The organism is Pseudobutyrivibrio sp. MD2005 (assembly GCF_000621865.1).
GTDB lineage: Bacteria > Bacillota > Clostridia > Lachnospirales > Lachnospiraceae > Pseudobutyrivibrio.
This window is the reverse complement of sequence record NZ_JHXE01000014.1, coordinates 14,682-34,587: the sequence shown is the minus strand read 5'-3', so window position 1 is coordinate 34,587 and position 19,906 is coordinate 14,682. Positions and strand designations below refer to the sequence as shown.

The window sequence follows — 19,906 nt, the reverse complement described above, 5'->3', positions numbered from 1 at the left end:
TTATTCTGTAGAGAATGGAACGAAAGGGCTTTCTGTTTTATTGGCCTTTCGGTATTCAGCAGGAGAACATTTATAGGTCTGTCTGAATACACGGGAAAAATGATCTGCTGAGTTGTATCCAACCTGCTCAGCGATTTCGTTGATCTTGAGATTGGTGTTTATCAGATAGTTAATTGCATCTCGCATTCTAAGTTTTTTAATTACGTCAGTGAAATTCTCGCCGGTGTTCTGTTTGATTAAGGTACACAAATGAGGCTCGCTGTAATGGAAAAATTCAGCCAGTGATGAGAGAGTAATGTTTTGATAATTGTGCTGAATGTATTGCAGTACAAGTGAGAAATCAGTACCTATTTCATAATTGTAGAAGGCCATAGTTTTACTGTAATTTCTGAGGAGATTACAGAACAGTAGATTGATAATGCTGATACAACAGCCGTTGCTGTATTCATCTCTTTTGGCAGATTCTACTACAAGCTTTCTAAGTAGGATGTTGCACTCCATGTTATTTCCAGTGAAAAGCATAAGATAATTGGAACGCTCTTCATTTCTAAGGATTTGTCTAAAGAAACTTGATATTAAATCCTGATGACTCATTATAGTTGAAAATGTGCTATCAAAGGTGCTTTTTCTGATACATACCGTATATACGATAGATGTCTCATCATCGATGAGGAAATCATGATTTGAGCCAGGTGCCACAATACAGATTTCACCTTCATTCATAACATGACATTCTTCCTGAAAATAAAACAAAGCATTGCCTTTGATTACAAAGTTTAATTCGAAATAGTTGTGCACATGAGAAAATCTACGAGTTAAACGAGGATGACGAATGGTGAAAACGTCGTGGAATTTAGGTATCATTCGATCTTCGATTACTTCTTTATTTGAGTCATCATGCATTTCAAATGCGATAGGAATAGTATCGATGATTTTATCGAATTCTTCGTCATTTAGCCCGAGGTATTCATCTGGAACGTTGACTCTGTAAGGAACAGAATCCATCATTCCTTTTTCCTGCATTCTGGCCATCATTTCAGTAAACTGAAGCTTTATGCCGGTACGTTTGAAATGCTCGTTCATTTCATTTTGAAATTTTCCGTAGGTTGTATAAACTCTCATATAAAATAACCTCTGTAATTATTCTAATGTTCTGTAAAATTTCGGACTCTTTTGATATTTCTTTTTAAAGGCTTTCGAAAAGGCCAGCGGATCAGGATAACCTACTTGGGATGCGATTTCAGTGATGGAATCGGTGGTGCTTGTGAGCAGCTGAGATGCCTGATGCAACCTGTAGTCTATCAAATAGGACTGGACTGTAGTGCCTAACTCTTTTTGAAAGCAGTTATTTAGGTGAGCTCTGGTAATGCCAACATATTCTGATATTGAGGTGACATTGATGCTCTGGGAATAATATTTGGAAATGAACTCTATAGCGTGCTTAACGTATATGTTAGAGCTATAATCATGGCCACTGTTTTGTGTTGTTTTACTGGAGTGCATTTCACATAGGCAGCCAAGTAGCTCTAGTAACAATCCATTGCGACGCAAATCATTACCAAAAGATAGCTTGCGGGCTTTAAGGATTCTATCAATAAAATCAGATACTAATTGAATATCATCATAATTTACCACTGGATTATCCTTTGAAAAACCGCAGTGAAGAAGGATATTATCAGTGTGAATTCCTTTAAAGGCAATCCAACCATATCTCCAAGGATCTTCTGAATCTGAAATATAAGTGGTGGTGATTCCAGGATAAAGAATAAACATTTGACCAGCAGTAAGTTGCCAGATTCTATTCCCTACAGAAAATGTTCCTTTTCCGGAAAATACAAAATGTATGATGATTTCGTCTCGCTCACCCTGAACAAAGTGAAGAGGAGTACATTTTTCTTTTCCACAATGTACCAAGGAGAGTTCCAGCGAAGATTCATTTAAGTCTTCTATACTTTTTAATTGAACTGTGTCAGTGTATCTGGCAGATTTAAAATTATCCATTATATTAATCCTACAATATTTCCATATAGATTATTTGAAAAACCATATAAAGAATATAGCAAAATAAAGGGAATATCGCAATGATGATATTGGCTATTACATAAGATTTTACATTTTTCCATATTCATTTTTCCATAAAATTCATCTTATGTACCATTTTGAAAAATGGAAAATAAATCTATAATATGCTTATCAAGTTAAAAACTAATAAGGAGTATTTTTATGAGTATTGTATTTGATGATTCAAGAAAGATTTTTAGACTGATGACACTTAACAGTGAGTATCAGATTAAGATAGATGATATTGGTTTGCTTATCCACAATTATTATGGACGTCCATCATGCGACACAGATATGACATACCAGATCCTTTCTATAGATAGAGGATTTTCTGGTAATCTATTTGAAAACAGAGTGGATAGAGGTCGTTCTATCGATGTGCTTCCACAGGAATACTCTGGTTGCGGCGTTGGAGATTACCGAATCAGCGCAGTTGGAACTGTAGCAAAAAATGGTAGTAGAAGTTGTGATTTGCGCTATAAGAAGCATGAGATTATTGAGGATAAGCCAGAGATTCCAGGGCTACCTTCAGTTCGTAAATACGATGATGAAGTTAGCACTCTTATCATCACACTTGAGGATAAGGTTATCGGCCTTGAGGTAGAGCTTTACTACAGTGTATTTGAAGATAAAGATGTTATTACACGTCATTCTAGATTTAGAAATGTCAGCGATAAAAAGCTTCATCTTGAGAAGGCTGCATCAGCTCTTTTAGATGTGCAGTATGGCTCTTGGGATGAGATTCACTTCGCAGGCAGACACTGCATGGAGCGAATTGCATCAAGAAATAAGCTTACACAGGATATCAAGGTTATTAGCTCAAAGCGTGGTATGACTAGCCACCATGAAAATCCATTTGTTATTTTATGCGATCACGGCGCAACAGAAGCTTATGGTGATTGCTACGGAATCATGCTTATGTATTCTGGAAATCACAAGATAGAGATAGAGCAGGATCAGGCTGGAAGCACTAGAATCGTTGCAGGAATCAACGATGAGAACTTCTCATGGTGTTTAGAGGCTGGAGACACATTTGATACTCCAGAGGCTATCATGGCATTTACTCCAGATGGACTTGAGAGCCTTAGCCACATTTACCACAATATAATTAGACAAAATGTTTGCGATAGAAAGTACATGGATATCAAGCGCCCAATTCTTATCAACAACTGGGAAGCTACATATTTCGATTTTACATCTGACAAGATTATCGATATTGCAAAAGATGCATCTGAGCTTGGTATCGAGATGATGGTTCTTGATGATGGATGGTTTGGAAAGCGTGATGACGACAACTCAGGTCTTGGCGACTGGTTTGTTAACGAGAAGAAGCTTGAAGGCGGTTTGAAGAGACTTTCTGATGAAATCGGAAAGCTTGGTATGAAGTTTGGATTATGGTTTGAGCCAGAGATGGTAAATGAGGATTCTAATCTTTTTAGAGAGCATCCAGATTGGGCACTTGTAGATCCAGACAGACATCCTACAATGGCTAGAAATCAGCTTGTTCTTGATATGAGTAACAAAAAGGTGGAGGATTATCTTTTCAATTGCATTAGCAACATTTTAGATGAGAACAATATCTCATATATTAAGTGGGATTTTAACCGAAGCTTAAGTAATGTTTATTCAAAGAATCTTCCAAATAAAAAGCAGGGTGAGGTTTCTCATAGATTTATTCTTGGAACATACTCGCTACTTACAAGACTGTTAGAGGCTTATCCAAACCTTATGATTGAAGGCTGTTCTGGTGGTGGCGGAAGATATGACGCCGGAATGCTTTACTATTGCCCTCAGATTTGGTGCTCAGATGATACAGATGCCATTGAACGACTTGAAATTCAAGAGGGTACATCCTTTGGATACCCTGTTAGCACTATGGGAAGCCATGTATCTGCATCACCAAACCATCAGACAGGACGTAGCACACCACTTGCTACTCGTGGCGTTGTTGCAATGTCAGGAACATTTGGATATGAGCTTGATATTACAAAGATGTCTGACGAAGAAAAGGAAGAAATAAAAGAGCAGATTGCTACATTCAACAAATATTATTGGCTCATTCAAAAAGGTGATTACTATCGCCTTGTTAACGAGGAGCAGGCAGAGGTATATAAGGCTTGGGAATTTGTAGCAACAGATAAATCAGAAGCACTTGTAAACATCGTAGTTAAGAAGGTTCAGGCAAATGCCAGAATCAAGACAATCAAGCTTAGAGGTTTGAAGGAAAGTGCTATGTATCAGCTTGAAAGCACAGACAACATCTTCTCTGGCGCAGCTCTTATGTATGGTGGATTTGCAATCAACATTTCAAACGGAGATTATCCAAGCGCACAGCTTCATTTTGTGGAGACAAGATAAAAAATAACTGCAAATATATTAAAAAATGACGGCTATTCTATTTGAAATAGGTGTCATTTTTTTTATATAATAATTTTGTTCGGAATCGGACTAATTTGATTTTAGGAGGGGCTATAATGCATATTGAAACAATTAAACTATGGGAAGATAGAGATGATGTGGAACTTACAACATTTCTAAATATACAGGATCCTTTTTTGAAAATAAAAAGAAAACGTCCTGCAATAATAGCTGTACCAGGCGGTGCATACCAAACCTGCCCAAGACATGGACATGAAGGTGATCCAGTGGCAATGTCTTTTGCAATTGATGGATATCAGGGATTTGTGCTTGAGTATTCCAATGCCACAAAAGCTCCAGAGGGCAAGGCTCTTTTTCCAGCACAGACAATAGATATGGCAAAGGCTATTCTTGTAATTAGAGAGCATGCAGATGAATGGGATATCGATCCAAATCAGATTTCTATTGTGGGATTTTCTGCAGGAAGCCATGTATGTGCTATGTATGCAACAACCTACAACACCAGAAATAAAGAGCTATTAACAGAAAAACTAGGATGTAAGATAGAGGACTTGGATATAATGTCTGCACTTTGTATATACGGATTGCATGATTATGTCCTACAGGAAGATTTTAATGCGAAAACACAAAACTTTATGTCAGATGGAAAAGCAAATGTCCCAATTTTTGGATGTGAGCATCCTGATGAAGAGACATTAAAGAAATATAGTCCAGTCGAAAATGCAACTACAAACATGCCACCAATGTTTCTTGCTCACGCGACAAATGATGGCCTTGTACCAGCTATGCACACAATAAGAATGGCAGAAAAGCTACAGACTATTGGCGTGCCATATGAATGTCACTTGTTCCAGTATGGTGATCATGGATTTGCTCTTGGTAGAAATGTATTTGAACCATTTAAGGACAGTCTTGTTCATGATGCTGCAGATTGGCTTCCAATGGCGAAGAGATTCTTGCAGCATATGATAGATGAAAGCACTCTTGTTAAAGAGGAAAATCCGTTTAAGGATATGCCATTTTAATGTTTGATAATCTGATTAAATTATGTCGGAAAAGATAAAAAATAAAGGCGGCTTAAGCAATTGCTTAAGCCGCTTTTTTTGCGGATAATTACATTGCTTAGAAATAAAAAAATAAGCAAAAAATAGTAAGGAGTAATGGTTTATAATGAAGGCAATAATATTTGATTTAGATGGAGTGATATGTTTTACAGATAAATATCACTACAATGCGTGGAAAGAGTTGGCAGATAAGTACGGCATTTATTTTGATGAAGAGATAAACAATAGACTTAGGGGTGTCTCTAGAATGGATAGCCTGGATATTATATTAGAAAAGACTGATAAGAAATACTCGGCAGAAGAAAAGGAAGCTATGGCTGCAGAAAAAAATGCAAGTTATGTAGAGCTCTTGAAGGAAATGAGCCCTAAAGATTTGTCGGATGAGGTAAAATCTACTTTAGATGAATTAAGAAGACGCGGCTACAAGCTGGCTATTGGTTCATCAAGTAAAAACACAAAAATGATTTTGGGACAGATTGGACTAGGAGATTATTTCGATGCTGTTTCTGATGGCACTAACATCACAAAATCAAAGCCTGACCCAGAGGTGTTTTTGAAAGCTGCGGAGTTCTTAAAAGAAGACGCTTCTGAGTGCCTAGTGGTAGAGGATGCTAAAGCAGGAATTCAGGCCGCTAGCGATGGCGGATTTAAGAGCGCAGGCCTTGGAGAAGCTACAGAGCATCCAAGTGTTACATACAAGATGAACGGCTTTAAAGATTTACTTGAAATATGTAAGTAGGAGTTTTAACAATGAGAATTACTAGAACTAAAATAAATGGAATTGAAAATCCAATTGGATATGATTTTAAGACTGTTATCGCATCATGGAATGTTGAAGATACTGAGGCAAAGCATCTAAAAAGCGGTATTCTTGAAGTCGCGGATGATATCGCATTTACGAATATTTTATATAAGAAAGAAAATGACAGCTTAGATCAGACTGGTGAGCAAATTGGTATTACATTAAAACCTAGAACCAGATATTATTGGCGTGTCACAATCACAGGAGATAATGGCGATAGCGCCACATCTGATATTCAGTATTTTGAGACTGGAAAGATGGATGAGCCATGGGTTGGAAAATGGATTGCTGCAGAAGAAGGAGCAAAGTTTCATCCTTTATTTTCGAAGGAATTAAATCTAAAGGATGGCATAAAATCTGCCAGATTATATGTAAGCTGCCTTGGTGTATTCGAAGCTTATATCGATGACAAAAAGGTTGGAAATGAAATTCTTACTCCATATATCAATGACTACGAAACAGGAATGCAGATTATCACTTTTGATGTAACAAAGCAGCTTAAGGCCGATAGCAAGCTTTCTATTCAGGTGGCCAGGGGTTGGTATATGTCAAACTTCGGTTTGGAAGGTGGGTATAATTTTGGCGATAGAATGGAAGCCATCGCAGAGCTTCATGTGGATTATGAAGATGGAAGTTCACAGGTAATAGGTACAGATTCTAGCTGGAAGGTAGCAGCTTCAGATGTGATTGAGTCTGGAATCTATTATGGAGAGGATTTAGATAGAACAGCTGGAATAATAGAAAAGGGAAATGCAGTTGAAGTTGAGGGCGAGAGAGGCCTTTTAGACAGATACAGCATTCCTGTAATTGTAAAAGAAGTGTTAACTGCAAAAGAAATTATCAAAACTCCAGCAGGAGAAACTGTTATTGATTTCGGCCAAAATCATGCAGGTGTGATGGAGTTCGATGCTGATTTTCCTTCAGGAACAGTAATCACAATAGACTGTGGGGAGATTCTTCAGCAGGGAAATTTTTACAACGAAAACTATCGTGAAGCAAGAGCTAGATTCGTATATACATCAGATGGTAGAAAAGAAACTGTGTGTCCTACATTCACTTTCTTTGGATATAGATACATCAGAATCCAGGGCTGGCCTGATAATGTGCCACTTACACTTGCTAAGGTTCGTTCTAATGTTATCTATTCAGATATGGAGCGCACAGGCTTTATATCAACCAGCAATGAAAAGATAAACAGACTGTATGAAAACTGTATCTGGGGACAAAAATCTAATTTCTTAGATATGCCTACTGATTGTCCTCAAAGAAATGAGAGACTTGGATGGACAGGTGATGCTCAGGTGTTCTCACAGACAGCTAGTTATAATATGGACACTCGTGCCTTCTATAAAAAGTTTTTGCGAGATTTAAATTATGATGCTAAGCGTCATGACGGTGCGGTTGCAAGCTATCTTCCTTCAACTGCAGGAAAAAATCTTGCTGGCACAGGAAGTATCTGGGGCGATGTAGGTACATTTGTACCAAATGTGGTATTCAACACTTTTGGTTCGTTAGAAGATGTCAGAGAGCACTATGAGCTCATGAAAAACTGGATTGAGTATATGCATCGTAACGACATGGAGCATGGAGATAAGGGTACATTTACTTTGCCATTCCAGTTTGGCGATTGGCTTGGTCTCGATGGTATTACAGAGCAGAGCTTTAAGGGCGGAACAAATGATGATTATCTTGCTGCAGTTTATTATTATCGTTCCACTGTTATCACGTCAGAAATGGCAGAGCGCTTAGGAGAAAATGAAGACGCAGCAAAATATAAGAAGCTTGCAGCTAAGATAAAAGATGGCATTTTGCAGGAATATTTCTCACCTACAGGAAGACTTGCATGTGATACTCAGGCTGCATATATCGTAGCCCTTGCATTTGATATCTATGTAGATAGAGAAAAGCTGATAGAACAGTTTGTTGATAGACTCAATAGGGATTGCTTCCAGATTAAGTGTGGATTTGTGGGAGCACCATTGCTTTGTACTACACTTGCAAAATGTGGACGCATGGATTTGGCTTATCATTTCTTGTTTAATGAAGGCTTTCCAAGCTGGCTGTATTGCGTTAATCTTGGGGCTACAACTATCTGGGAAAGATGGAATTCTGTTTTAGAGGATGGCACCATTTCCGGTACAGGGATGAATTCTTTGAACCATTATTCCTACGGAACCATTGTACAGTTTATGTATGAATATATTGGTGGAATTACTCCAGCAGAACCTGGTTTTAAGGTGGCAAATATCTGTCCACAGCCTGCTATGAGATTCAGACATTTTAATTCATGTATGACAACAGCTTCAGGAAAGTTTGTTTCAAACTGGAAGATAGCAGATGACGGAATAATCACATTGGAAATTCAGGTGCCATTTAATGCCAAGGCCAATGTCACACTTCCTAGATTTTCAAGGGAACAGCTTAATGTAAAGGGCTGTGATGCAAAGGTAATAGGTGATGATGGAAGGGCTGTACTTGAAGCAGGTAGCTATGAGTTTTCATATATGCCTTCAAAGGATTACAGGAGCATCTACGGACCGCTTACAAGATTAAGTGAGCTTAAGAATGATTCAGAGATAATGGCCATTCTTAAGGAAAAACTACCATCTGTATTTGGAATAATTATGTCAGGCGATAAGGAAATGGGAAATCATACACTTGCAGAGCTTCCATATCTATTTTTCCTTGGAGTGTCACCGGATGAAGTGAATCCAGTAAATGAAATGATTTATGCTGCCAAACGTTGGTAGTGTGGTTGGAGCTTCGATTGTACAAATAGATTTATAAAACAGTAAGCATATTGTAATGCTTTAGCGAGCGGATATCTTCTTTAGATATCTTTAGCATGTTGATGAGCTCCTCATCTTCATTCATTCTTTCGTTGCAGATTAGTATTTTGGTGGCCATAGGCATTAAAGGCCTTGTTGACAAGCCCTGCCATAAGCCCCATTTATAATTATAATCCAGTGAAGAGGCCAGTATTTGGATGCTGGCCTTTTCCAGCGGAAGATATTTGTTTTCTAATTGAATGTTACTGAGGGCATCGAAATGCTCGATGGTGCCAAGGTAAGTGTTTTCGCAGATAGGGTAGTGCTCATAATCTGAAAAATTCATGTACATAATCAGCTTTTGTTGATTAATATTCTCTGATGGACTCACATCAAATCTCATTCGAATGACAGAATTGTTACGGCCATCATACCAGTAGGCATAGAAAGTGGATAAGCCTCTGAAAAAGTGAGGAATCTTACTTTCGTTGTATGTCTCACTAGTGAAAGGCTGAGTATATAAAAGCTGCTCGATGTTTACAGATAAAGCTTTTGCAATATCGTACATGGTAGCAATGTCTATAGAAATTTCTCCATTTTCATATTTAGAAACAGTGGCCTTGCTCTTATAGATGATTTTTGCTAAATCATCCAGTGTCATTTTCTGTTTCTTGCGGTACATTTTTATTTTTTGTCCAATCTCTTTGAGAATAGCATCCATTAGATTTCTCCTGCTGATTTTACACTTTGTTTCGTTAAAGTAAACCATAGGGTTATATTTATTATCAAATAGTTTTTTCTAGATTAATAATATGAAGAAAAGCGGTAATTGTCAATTCTGACGATACTTTTTTATTAAAAGTTTCATTTAGGGAAACATAACGAAGATGGAATATAAGCATTTATTTTTATATAATATCTGCAAGCTTAAAGGGCAGAGATGCCAGAAATATTTTACGCTAAGAAACAAAAATAAATGGAGATTACAATGGATAAGAAGATTTATGACACTTTTATAACATTACTTACGCAGGAGCTTAGACTTGCGATGGGCTGTACAGAGCCAATAGCGGTAGCCTATGCGGCAGCTAAAGCAAGAGAGACATTGGGGGTAATGCCTGAGAGAATTGAATTGTATTGTAGTGGCAACATTATCAAAAATGTTAAGGCTGTTACAGTACCAAATTCTGGTGGAAGAAGAGGTCTTGAGGTCGCAGCCATTTTAGGTGCAGCTTTTGGTAATCCTTCGCTTGAGCTTGAGGTAGTTAGTCAGGTAACAGATGAGGAGATTGATAAGCTTGAAGGACTTCTTGCTCAGGATTTGTGTCACTGCCATTTACAAACTGGCAAGGATAATCTTTATATCAGAGCAGAAGTTTTTGCAGGAGAGGATAGTGCTCTTGTGGAGATTTCTGAGAAGCATACATATATCACCAGAATTGAGAAGAATGGAGAGGTTATTCTTACAAATCCTTCTTTGAATTTATTAAAAAGTGATAACGAAAATCTTAATCTTAAATCAATCTATGAATTTGCTAATTGCTTCGATATGAATGATGTTCATGAGCTTATTGAACGTCAGATTGAATGTAATATCAAAATTGCGGAAGAGGGCATTAATAACCCTTACGGTTCTGAAATCGGAAGAAGATATATTCAGATGTACGGCAAGGAGGATTACCGCTTTAGGGCTGTTGCCTATGCAGCTGCTGGTAGTGATGCCAGAATGAATGGCTGTGCACTTCCTGTTGTAATTAATTCGGGTTCTGGTAATCAGAGTATCGCAATCAGTGTTCCAATTATCGTATATGCGAAGGAAAAAGGAATCAGCAAAGAAAAGCTAATCCGTGGCCTTGTATTTGCCGATTTAATGGCTCTACTTCAGAAAAAATATATCGGAGATTTATCGGCATATTGTGGTGCTACATGTGCTGGCTGTGCAGCTGTTACAGGTATTGCTTATATCGAAAATCAGCCTCTTGAGGTTTTGGGTAACATTGTAGTAAACTCTATATCGACCATAGGTGGAATGGTATGTGATGGAGCAAAATCATCATGTGCTGCTAAGATTGCAGCATCTATCTCAATGGGATTTTTAGCATACGACCTGGCAGTGAATAACCTTAACTTTAAGGATGGAGAAGGCCTGGTAGTAGCTGACATAGAAGAAACAATAGCCAGAGTTGGACGTATGGGACGTGAAGGCATGCGCTCAACAGATGAAGAAATTCTAAATATGATGCTCGGCTATTAATTACTGGGAGGCATGTAATGCATATTACGCTTTTAATAATGGATTTGGTGGGAACAATCGCATTTGCTATATCCGGAGCAGTGTTAGGAATTAAAAAGAAGATGGATATCTTTGGCATTAACCTCCTTGCTATTACTACAGCTTGTGGAGGTGGTATTCTTCGAGATATTATTGTTGGAGAAATACCACCAAAGGCATTTAAAAATCCATTTTATGTAGGCGTTGCGTTTATTGTTGCTAATATTATTTTTATATGGCTTTCATTCCATAAAAAGATGCCACAGAGCATTGTTAGTGTATATGACCGTACAGTGTTTTGGTTTGACACCTTGGGATTGGCAGCTTTTACTGTAGATGGTGTGATGATAGGTATAAATGCTGGTTATGAAGACAATATCTTTTTAATTGTTTTTCTAGGATTTATTACTGGAGTAGGAGGCGGAGCCCTTCGAGATATGATGGCTAATCAGATGCCGGATATACTTCGTAAACACGTATATGCGGTGGCTTCCATAGCAGGTGGAATTATTATGGCTATTACCTATAATCTCACTAATTTTAAGAGTATATCAGCGCTATTAGCATTTATAAGTGTTGTGATACTCAGATATCTTGCTGCTAAATTCGAATGGAATTTACCAAAGCTGTCATAAAGAAGAGGAAGGTCTATAAGACCTTCCTCAATTCATTTACATCTTCTTTTGTAGTGGCCCAGCTAGTGGCGATACGGATAACAGTATGATTATCATCGTATTTTTCCCAGAAGCCGTAGGCTACTTCTTTTCCAAATGCTTCAAGCTTGCTGTTTTCCATAATTACGAATATCTGATTAGTAGGATTTTCCATATATAGCTGGTAGTTTTTGCTAAGGAGATCTTCCTTGATGATATTAGCCATGTCTACAGCATTTTTTCCCATCTTCATATATAAATCATCAGTAAATAGTGCGCCAAATTGCACACCTAATAGTCGGCCCTTTGCAAGAAGTGCTCCATGCAACTTAATCTGTGTAATCATGTGCTTTGGAGTGTTGCCCTTTGTGAATATCACAGCCTCACCAAATAGTGCACCCACCTTAGTTCCGCCAATATAAAATACATCCGATAGTTTTGCGATATCAGCCATTGTCATATCATCAGCGGCAGCTAATCCATATGCAAGTCTTGCGCCATCAATGAAAAGTGGAATTTTATATTCATTGCAGATGGCTGAAATTGCTTCTAGCTCCTGCTTTGTGTAAAGTGTGCCATACTCAGTAGGGTATGAAATATAAACCATGCCAGGATTTACCATGTGCTCATGATTAGCATCTGCGTAAAATACCTGCAAGTAATTTTTTAATTCATCTGGGGCTATTTTTCCTTCGTGCTGAGGTATAGTGATTACCTTGTGGCCGCTATACTCAATTGCGCCAGCTTCATGGGCTGCCACATGCCCGGTTTCTGCAGCAATGACTCCATCATAATCTGAAAGCATTGAAGCGATAACCACCTGATTTGTCTGAGTACCACCTACAAGGAAATAGATATCTGCCTCAGGACAATTGATGTATTCTTTTATCTTAGCTTTGGCAGCATCACAGAATTCATCTTCACCATAGCCTTGAGTAGATACCATGTTGGTTTTAGTCAGCTCTTCAAGCACCTTTGGATGACATCCTTCTGCGTAGTCACATGAAAAATATAGCATTGCCTGTAACCTCCCATTGTTTTAAAATCGTTACTAAACAGTATAGTTATTCCAAGTGAGTAAAATCAAGTGGGAGTGGGAAATATTTATGAGCTTATATGCGATTGGAGATTTGCATCTGCATTTTGGGTCAGAGCTTAAAGCAAGAAATCAAATAGAGGATAAAATCTGGCAGAATCATGAGAAAATGTTTAAGGAAAACTGCCAGAAGATGATGAGTGACGATGATACTTTGGTGCTAGTGGGAGATCACAGCTGGGGCAGAAATCTTGAGGAATGCAAGCTGGACCTGGAATACATAATGGATTTGCCTGGCAGAAAGATTCTTTTGAGAGGCAATCATGATATGTTCTGGGATGCAAAAAAGACAGATAGATTAAATGAAATGTTTGCAGGAAAGCTGGAATTTCTTCAGAATAATTACTACGCATATGAGGATTATGCTTTGGTTGGAACTAAGGGATACACCTTTGAAGGACCTTTTTATGTAGATAGATATGGGAATGTGCAAGGCTGGGATGAGAAGGAAGCTGAACATGCCGAGAAGCTTGTTAAAAGAGAGTATGAAAGGCTTGTGGTTTCATTTGAAGCTGCCAAGGCTGATGGGTATAAGAAATTTATAATGTTTTTACATTATCCGCCTACAAATATTCTTCAGACAAACAGTATATTTACCAAGATAGCAGAGCAATATGGAGTAGAGCAGGTAATATATGGCCATTGCCACGGCGAAAGCAGATTTCACGATAGCATTATTGGGAAGAAGAGAAGAATTAGATATTCTCTGGTGTCTGGAGATTTTCTAAGATGGAAACCAATGCGAGTACGGTAGATATTAAAAGAGGGAGAAGATAGAATCTTCTCCCTTTTTAGATGGTTATAATTATTGATTCTTTGATAGTTCAAGATATAATGCTGCATCTGTATTTTGCTTGTATGGATCATACCAGAAGATACCAACTAAACCACATGTGATTATAGATAAAATAGCCCAGCCAATAAATGATAAATCCAGTACAAATGCATGCCACTTGTGTCCATCCATCATCTGTCTGGATTTTGTTATTACCTCGGTAGCAGAAAGCTCTGGATTATCTTTCAAGATATAAGGAATCATTCTGTAAGAATATCCCTTGATTATTCCAGGAATAAAGAGAAGCAATGTCCAAAGTACCAGGAATAAATCTCTCAAAAACAGAGTAATGAAAATGTGACCATAATTACTAAAGCCTTCGCCAATAATTCCAACAGTTGCGTTTTGGGTTTCTACATTTTTCTTAAAGAATCTGTATCCGCCAACTTCAAGAGGGTTAAATAAGAATATACGAAGTAGCAATGATGCAATTGCTATTGTTGAGAGTAGCGCAAAAAGTGTATAAATTATCATTGGATCTAGTGCAAATAGTTGAGCCTTAAATTCCTCTGAACTAGTCTGTTTGCCGACAGATGCTGAGGTTCCACCTGCTAAAAGCGAAAGCAAAAAAGCAACGATAACTGAGTTAAAATAGTTTGCTTTAAAAGCATTTTTTCCCTGTTGTTTTACTTCACCAATTGTCCACATAAGCCTTCTCCTTTTCAATATAATTTGTTATTTCTAAATATGTAAATCGTATATATTATGTTTATACTACATAAATTATTGCATATATACGAAAGAGAAATTGGAAAAATAAATATTTTTCACAAATGTTTCACAGTAAAGACTGGTAAGATATTATTATATAAAATGAATCTAGACTATCATTAGATTTACATGAAAACATATAAGAAGGGAGCTGTAATGCGAAGAGATATAATTAAGAACCCAATGTTTTTGGCTCAGAAGTGTGAGCCTGCAACAAAGCAGGACGCACAGATAGCGCAGGATTTGCTTGATACACTTAGAGCAAATATAGACCATTGTGTAGGTATGTGCGCAAACATGATTGGAGAGAAGAAGACAATCATTGCAGTTGCGGCAGGGTCTTTTCAGTTTGTAATGATTAATCCTGTAATCACAAAGAAGAAGGGTGAATATAAAACTGAGGAAGGTTGCCTATCTTTGGATGGGGTAAGACCTTGCACAAGATATGAAGAAATAGAAGTTGATTTCCTTAATCAAAACTTTGAGCCACAGCATGCAAAGTATACAGGACTCACGGCAGAGTCTATTCAACATCAAATAGACCACTGCAATGGTATTGTTATCTAGTATCATCTGAAATAGAAAGGGCTCGTAAAGCTGTAGCCTATCATTCAATAAAAAAGTCGCGGGCAATCCGCGACTTTTAATTTACAATTAGAATATATTTTTAAAGAGAAAATTCCTTAAACTCTAATTCGTTTCCATTGATGATATCATCTGTAGCACCTACAGCCTGGTTTCTTTCTGTCTCCAGTTTCATCATCTCAGAGTAGCTGATGAAATTAATATCTGTGAAGCAGCTCATAACATCTTTGTAAGTATCCTCTAAATTCGGATTTGTGCTACCATCAACTGCATATGCATATTTTTCAGGCATATAATCGTCCATTGTAGAAGGCTTTGTTCTGAGTGTGAATATTTCAACATTTCCCTCAAGTGCAAGTTCCTCGATATCCTGGTTAAAATCAGTATGATCAAATGTCATTGCAAATGCATCTACACCAGTGTAATCTTCTTCACTGTATGCAAAGTTGTATTTTCCGGAAGCATCAATATAGCCACCTTCGAAGTAGTGAAGAGCAGCACCGCCGCTACCGCTTGTAGCAACATAACCATATTCATTAATTGAACCATCACCACGAGACCACATATCAAATGAATGTACAAGCTGAAGCTTTCCATCCATCTCTTTTAATACCATAGTAAGTGTAGATTCTTCCTCAGCGATAGGACATACAAACTGTAATGCAAGTTCCTTGTTGCCATCCTTTCCGCAGTCAAGATATGCATAGGACATCTTGCTGATTTCCTGAGGAACATAGAATCCGTCAGGGTCTGTAAAGATATTATTCATACCATCAACGAGCTCTGGAAGTGTGTACTCCTTGTCAGCAAGCTGTGAGAACAATTCATAGTCAGTTGTATTCTCATGAGCACTAAGGCTATCGCCACTCATATAATAAGAAAAGCTCATTTTCTCATTACCGGATAGGAAGCCTTCATATATATCACTGTTGCTAGAATTATCTGTGTTATCTGAACCAGTTACATTTGAAATCTTCTCAGTGAAACCACTTAATACCGTATTTCCGTTATCATCTTTGTTAGATGTATAAAAATATATTCCTACACCTGCCACAAGTATAAGTGCTACTACAATCAGCATTATACTTGCCATTCTTTTTTGTTTTCTCCGTCTTTTTCTGTTACTCATAAATAACTCATTCTCCTTATTAATTATTAAGCTCCCTTAAAGCTTTAAGGTGCGTACTTTTCCAATTATAATCATTCACAAATATGATGTAAATTATGATATAAATGAAATTTTTGTGAATGTCCTGGTCTGATGATTAGAGAGTCGTAGAATAATTTGGCTTTTAAGTTAAAAAGATGTAGACTGTATAGAAAAAAGTGATTGGAGTTAACAAATGAATTTAGCAGCAATACATCATATAGCAATTATTGTATCTGATTATGAGAAATCAAAGGATTTCTACGTAAGTAAGCTTGGCTTTGAAGTCATAAGAGAAAACTATAGACCACAAAAAGAGGACTGGAAGCTGGACCTAAGAGTTAATGAATCTACAGAGCTAGAGATATTTGCACCAAAAAATCCACCTAAAAGACCTTCATTTCCTGAAGCATGCGGGCTTAGACATTTGGCTTTCAAGGTAGAAGATATTGAAAAGGTTGTGGCAGAACTTAATGAGCTTGGAATTGAGTGCGAGCCAATACGAATGGATGAGTTTACAAATAAGAAGATGACTTTCTTCTTTGATCCAGATGGACTGCCACTAGAGTTGCATGAATAATAAATCAGTTGTTATTCTTTTATTGAATTAAGATTGTAATATATTTGATTGTGAAGGGAGAATAATTTTTGAAAAAAGTAAATAAAATTACCATGGCTAGTTTAGTATTCACTATGATTTTGGTAGGAGTTATAGTTTTTTTATTATCAGGTAGACTGTTTCATTCCAAGGATTTGTATTATCCGGTTAGATGGGGCGCCAGTATGGATGAAGCTAAACTAATGCTTGAATTGTCAGCAGGCACAGAAAATGTATTAGTTGATGAGGAAGATGCAGTAATCGAAGTATTCAAACAAAAGTATTTAGGTGAAAAACAACTATATGCTCAGATGACTTATTTCTTTACAAAGGGTAAACTTAGCTTTATTAGCGTAGGCGTGGACGATTTGAGTGGAAAAGGTGAAGCTCAATTATATGTGGATGAAAAGAAAGATTCTTGTAAAGATAATATTGATATCAGCTATAATGCATACAGTATGTATCAAGTAGATTTTATTGTTTCGCCAGATAAATAACATAAATTATATAATTTATTAAGGGACTATCCGCAGACTGCTGCTTAAAAAATATAAAGGAGAGGCTACGCCTATAGAAGTTAGCCGTGAGCTTCAAGATAACAGCTCTTATTTGGGGATGAAGGTATAACTAGTGTGGGATTATATGGCAGGTTATACCTTATAGTGAGCTATAGGACATTATATTGAAGCCAAAAAGGTATAACTAGCGTGGAAATATATGGCAGGTTATACCTTATAGTGAGCTATAGGACATTATATTGAAGCCAAAAAGGTATAACTAGCGTGGAAATATATGGCAGGTTATACCTTATAGTGAACTATAGGACATTATATTGAAGCCAAAAAGGTATAACTAGCGTGGAAATATATGGCAAGTTATACCTTATAGTGAACTACAGGACATTATATTGAAGCAAAAAAGGTATAACTAAATACAAAAATTGCAGATGGTTATACCTATTTGTCCAGCAATACCTCCATTTCAGATTTTTTTCATATTTATTCTATATAATTTCCCATATGAGGAATATAAAACGGATTGTTTTTAGTTTCATATTGATTTGCGCATTATTAATTCCTGAGCTAAATTTGAGTGCAGCCGATACATCTATTGTAGATGTTTCACAGCAGCTGTACTCATATGATGCAATGGTGGAAGATATGATGCTTCTTCAAGTTGGCCACGAAGATATCATGACCTGTGAGCCTTTAGCTACTACATCCCAAGGTAGGAATGTATGGCTTATTAAGTTTGGGAATCTGCAAGCAGAAAAAAAGATTTTGATTACAGCATCGATTCATGCGAGAGAATACATGACGTCACAGCTTGTGATGAAAATGCTTGAGGAATATGTTTGCAATTATGATATTCCTATGGCAGACGGCACTACTTATAGACAGTATTTTGACTCAGCTTGCTTTTACATTCTTCCAATGATTAATCCGGATGGGGTATCTATTAGTCAATTTGGAATAGATGGAGCTACACAGGAGTCTACTAGGGACTGGTTGAGAAGTATCAATTCAAGGTCAGGTCTTACCCAAATCAAAGCAAATGCAAATGGTGTAGATCTGAATCGCAATTTTCCATTAGGCTTTGGACAGGATTCAGGTACATCATGGGCCCCAGGATTATGTAAATATCCAGGAGTTGCTCCATTTTCTGAAGCTGAGACTCAGGTCATGGGGGTACTCCTCAATGAAAACGATTTTGTCACATGCATAAATTATCATTCTATGGGAAACGTCATTTATTATGGTGCCGCTACTAATAGTCCAGAAGTTGCTGCAGGATGTCAAAACATGGCAAATATTGTACAGTCTATAACTGGATATAGAAAAGAATACTGCGGAAAAGCTATAGGAAGTTTTGCAGATTATTTTGGTACTGTCGAGGCTACGTCAAGTGTAACAATAGAAATAGGTACTGCAAATCCAGTTCCTATCAGTCAATTCACAAATATATATAGTAGAAATATAAATGTGTGGCCTGTAATTGCCGGCTATTATTCTAAATAGAGTATAGACTAGCTGAAGCTGGTCTATGCTTTATTTTTATTTTAAATCTTGTAAGTTGGTAACACATATACCGTAAATTTGCTAAAATATGGATATGATTTATTTAGATAATGCAGCTACCACATTATATGAAATAAACACAGCAGTTGATAAGATTAAGTCATTTGTTGAAGCACTTAGGCTGTTGGGATAGTATTTGAATTAAGTTATTTACCAAGGGAGGACATAATGGACGAGCGAATAAAAAAACAATTGGATTTTGCACTTGAGATTGATAAGGAAAAAAATATATTTAGGCAGACACATCTTTCGGGACATGGAAGAAATGAAAATGATGCAGAGCATGCATGGCACATGGCACTTATGGCATATCTTCTGAAGGAGTATTCCAACGAAGAGATTGACATTGCAAAGGTTATGATTATGTGCCTGATTCACGATATTGTGGAGATAGATGCAGGGGATACTTATGCTTATGATGAGGAAGGCCTAAAGACTCAAAAAGCAAGGGAAGATGCAGCTAAGGAGCGTATTTTTTCAATTCTTCCTGAGGATCAGAAGAAAGAGCTTGTGGCTATTTTTGATGAGTTTGAAGAATATAGCACTCCAGAGGCAAAGTTTGCCAGAGCTATGGATAATTTGCAGCCACTGATGCTAAACCATAGCAATGATGGGGCTGATTGGAGGGCTCATAAGGTTTCTGCCGAAAAAGTTTATGGACGTCAAAGTAAGACACAGCTTGGCTCTGAAAAGCTATTTGAAGTGACTGACGAAATCATCAAGGAAAACATCAAAAAGGGCAACATTTCAGAGTAGACTAATGTTGCTTTTCTGAGAATCTTAGTTCACATTTGATGTTACAAAAAATAGGAACGTAGCCATTACGAAATTTTTTATCCATATCTACTGATGAGATA

The 19,906-nt window shown here is 37.2% G+C and carries 18 protein-coding genes; 12 read left to right on the top strand and 6 right to left on the bottom strand.

The window, feature by feature from the left end:
* Both T498_RS0105880 and T498_RS15055 read right to left on the bottom strand, forming a co-directional pair.
* Window positions 1–1,122 carry an AraC family transcriptional regulator gene (locus T498_RS0105880; RefSeq protein ID WP_028235109.1) on the bottom strand — a complete coding sequence of 374 codons (1,122 nt, stop codon included), beginning with the start codon at window positions 1,120–1,122 and terminating at the stop codon, window positions 1–3.
* Window positions 1,123–1,140: 18 nt separating this feature from the next.
* Window positions 1,141–2,001 carry an AraC family transcriptional regulator gene (locus tag T498_RS15055; RefSeq protein ID WP_036977969.1) on the bottom strand — a complete coding sequence of 287 codons (861 nt, stop codon included), beginning with the start codon at window positions 1,999–2,001 and terminating at the stop codon, window positions 1,141–1,143.
* 222 nt (window positions 2,002–2,223) lie between these two features.
* On the opposite strand from T498_RS15055, the gene T498_RS0105870 reads away from it, so the two are divergent.
* The 4 genes from T498_RS0105870 (at window position 2,224) to T498_RS0105855 (ending at window position 9,056) form a co-directional block, all read left to right on the top strand.
* Window positions 2,224–4,419, top strand: a complete 2,196-nt coding sequence (locus T498_RS0105870) for an alpha-galactosidase (RefSeq protein WP_028235108.1) — start codon at window positions 2,224–2,226, stop codon at window positions 4,417–4,419.
* 116 nt (window positions 4,420–4,535) lie between these two features.
* Window positions 4,536–5,465 (top strand): alpha/beta hydrolase, encoded by a 930-nt coding sequence (locus T498_RS0105865; RefSeq protein ID WP_028235107.1) that lies wholly within the window; start codon window positions 4,536–4,538, stop codon window positions 5,463–5,465.
* 145 nt (window positions 5,466–5,610) lie between these two features.
* Complete coding sequence (gene pgmB / locus T498_RS0105860) at window positions 5,611–6,243, top strand: beta-phosphoglucomutase (protein ID WP_028235106.1); 633 nt, start codon at window positions 5,611–5,613, stop codon at window positions 6,241–6,243.
* Between the two features lie 11 nt (window positions 6,244–6,254).
* Window positions 6,255–9,056: an alpha-L-rhamnosidase gene (locus T498_RS0105855; protein WP_028235105.1), complete on the top strand. Its 2,802-nt coding sequence runs from the start codon at window positions 6,255–6,257 to the stop codon at window positions 9,054–9,056.
* A gap of 31 nt (window positions 9,057–9,087) precedes the next feature.
* On the opposite strand, the gene T498_RS0105850 is transcribed toward T498_RS0105855, so the two are convergent.
* On the bottom strand, window positions 9,088–9,795 hold the full coding sequence (locus T498_RS0105850; protein WP_028235104.1) for a helix-turn-helix domain-containing protein: 708 nt from the start codon (window positions 9,793–9,795) through the stop codon (window positions 9,088–9,090).
* A 267-nt stretch (window positions 9,796–10,062) separates the two neighbouring features.
* Here T498_RS0105850 and T498_RS0105845 point away from each other — a divergent pair, with 267 nt between their 5' ends.
* Window positions 10,063–11,328 (top strand): L-cysteine desulfidase family protein, encoded by a 1,266-nt coding sequence (locus T498_RS0105845; protein ID WP_028235103.1) that lies wholly within the window; start codon window positions 10,063–10,065, stop codon window positions 11,326–11,328.
* Window positions 11,329–11,345: 17 nt separating this feature from the next.
* Window positions 11,346–11,981, top strand: a complete 636-nt coding sequence (locus T498_RS0105840) for a trimeric intracellular cation channel family protein (RefSeq protein ID WP_028235102.1) — start codon at window positions 11,346–11,348, stop codon at window positions 11,979–11,981.
* Between the two features lie 13 nt (window positions 11,982–11,994).
* On the opposite strand, the gene T498_RS0105835 is transcribed toward T498_RS0105840, so the two are convergent.
* Window positions 11,995–13,017 carry a threonine aldolase family protein gene (locus T498_RS0105835; RefSeq protein ID WP_028235101.1) on the bottom strand — a complete coding sequence of 341 codons (1,023 nt, stop codon included), beginning with the start codon at window positions 13,015–13,017 and terminating at the stop codon, window positions 11,995–11,997.
* An 88-nt stretch (window positions 13,018–13,105) separates the two neighbouring features.
* Here T498_RS0105835 and T498_RS0105830 point away from each other — a divergent pair, with 88 nt between their 5' ends.
* Entirely contained in the window at window positions 13,106–13,849 is a 744-nt protein-coding gene (locus tag T498_RS0105830; protein ID WP_028235100.1) for a metallophosphoesterase, read from the top strand.
* Between the two features lie 51 nt (window positions 13,850–13,900).
* Here the strand turns inward: T498_RS0105830 and T498_RS0105825 are convergent, their stop codons facing one another.
* The gene (locus tag T498_RS0105825; RefSeq protein ID WP_028235099.1) at window positions 13,901–14,578 is read right to left on the bottom strand and encodes a DUF975 family protein; all 678 of its coding nucleotides are present in this window, start codon (window positions 14,576–14,578) and stop codon (window positions 13,901–13,903) included.
* A 219-nt stretch (window positions 14,579–14,797) separates the two neighbouring features.
* Here T498_RS0105825 and T498_RS0105820 point away from each other — a divergent pair, with 219 nt between their 5' ends.
* On the top strand, window positions 14,798–15,208 hold the full coding sequence (locus T498_RS0105820) for a peptide deformylase (protein WP_028235098.1): 411 nt from the start codon (window positions 14,798–14,800) through the stop codon (window positions 15,206–15,208).
* Window positions 15,209–15,308: 100 nt separating this feature from the next.
* On the opposite strand, the gene T498_RS0105815 is transcribed toward T498_RS0105820, so the two are convergent.
* On the bottom strand, window positions 15,309–16,355 hold the full coding sequence (locus tag T498_RS0105815) for a hypothetical protein (RefSeq protein ID WP_155951026.1): 1,047 nt from the start codon (window positions 16,353–16,355) through the stop codon (window positions 15,309–15,311).
* A 214-nt stretch (window positions 16,356–16,569) separates the two neighbouring features.
* Here T498_RS0105815 and gloA2 point away from each other — a divergent pair, with 214 nt between their 5' ends.
* The 4 genes from gloA2 (at window position 16,570) to T498_RS0105795 (ending at window position 19,805) form a co-directional block, all read left to right on the top strand.
* Window positions 16,570–16,953, top strand: a complete 384-nt coding sequence (gene gloA2 / locus T498_RS0105810; protein ID WP_028235096.1) for an SMU1112c/YaeR family gloxylase I-like metalloprotein — start codon at window positions 16,570–16,572, stop codon at window positions 16,951–16,953.
* A 68-nt stretch (window positions 16,954–17,021) separates the two neighbouring features.
* A complete protein-coding gene (locus T498_RS0105805) occupies window positions 17,022–17,468 on the top strand; it encodes a hypothetical protein (protein WP_028235095.1) in 447 nt (148 codons plus the stop codon).
* Between the two features lie 591 nt (window positions 17,469–18,059).
* On the top strand, window positions 18,060–18,989 hold the full coding sequence (locus tag T498_RS0105800) for a M14 family zinc carboxypeptidase (protein WP_197019928.1): 930 nt from the start codon (window positions 18,060–18,062) through the stop codon (window positions 18,987–18,989).
* Window positions 18,990–19,217: 228 nt separating this feature from the next.
* A complete protein-coding gene (locus tag T498_RS0105795; RefSeq protein WP_028235093.1) occupies window positions 19,218–19,805 on the top strand; it encodes an HD domain-containing protein in 588 nt (195 codons plus the stop codon).
* Window positions 19,806–19,906 lie beyond the last annotated feature (101 nt).

Bases quoted from the DNA above. Each gene is read 5' to 3' on its own strand.
- T498_RS15055 (WP_036977969.1), bottom strand. From the start codon at position 2,001: ATGGATAATTTTAAATCTGCCAGATACACTGACACAGTTCAATTAAAA.
- pgmB (WP_028235106.1), top strand. From the start codon at position 5,611: ATGAAGGCAATAATATTTGATTTAGATGGAGTGATATGTTTTACAGAT.
- T498_RS0105850 (WP_028235104.1), bottom strand. From the start codon at position 9,795: ATGGATGCTATTCTCAAAGAGATTGGACAAAAAATAAAAATGTACCGC.
- T498_RS0105840 (WP_028235102.1), top strand. From the start codon at position 11,346: ATGCATATTACGCTTTTAATAATGGATTTGGTGGGAACAATCGCATTT.
- T498_RS0105845 (WP_028235103.1), top strand. From the start codon at position 10,063: ATGGATAAGAAGATTTATGACACTTTTATAACATTACTTACGCAGGAG.
- T498_RS0105820 (WP_028235098.1), top strand. From the start codon at position 14,798: ATGCGAAGAGATATAATTAAGAACCCAATGTTTTTGGCTCAGAAGTGT.
- T498_RS0105795 (WP_028235093.1), top strand. From the start codon at position 19,218: ATGGACGAGCGAATAAAAAAACAATTGGATTTTGCACTTGAGATTGAT.
- T498_RS0105815 (WP_155951026.1), bottom strand. From the start codon at position 16,355: ATGAGTAACAGAAAAAGACGGAGAAAACAAAAAAGAATGGCAAGTATA.
- T498_RS0105830 (WP_028235100.1), top strand. From the start codon at position 13,106: ATGAGCTTATATGCGATTGGAGATTTGCATCTGCATTTTGGGTCAGAG.
- T498_RS0105880 (WP_028235109.1), bottom strand. From the start codon at position 1,122: ATGAGAGTTTATACAACCTACGGAAAATTTCAAAATGAAATGAACGAG.
- T498_RS0105865 (WP_028235107.1), top strand. From the start codon at position 4,536: ATGCATATTGAAACAATTAAACTATGGGAAGATAGAGATGATGTGGAA.
- T498_RS0105855 (WP_028235105.1), top strand. From the start codon at position 6,255: ATGAGAATTACTAGAACTAAAATAAATGGAATTGAAAATCCAATTGGA.
- T498_RS0105835 (WP_028235101.1), bottom strand. From the start codon at position 13,017: ATGCTATATTTTTCATGTGACTACGCAGAAGGATGTCATCCAAAGGTG.
- gloA2 (WP_028235096.1), top strand. From the start codon at position 16,570: ATGAATTTAGCAGCAATACATCATATAGCAATTATTGTATCTGATTAT.
- T498_RS0105825 (WP_028235099.1), bottom strand. From the start codon at position 14,578: ATGTGGACAATTGGTGAAGTAAAACAACAGGGAAAAAATGCTTTTAAA.
- T498_RS0105870 (WP_028235108.1), top strand. From the start codon at position 2,224: ATGAGTATTGTATTTGATGATTCAAGAAAGATTTTTAGACTGATGACA.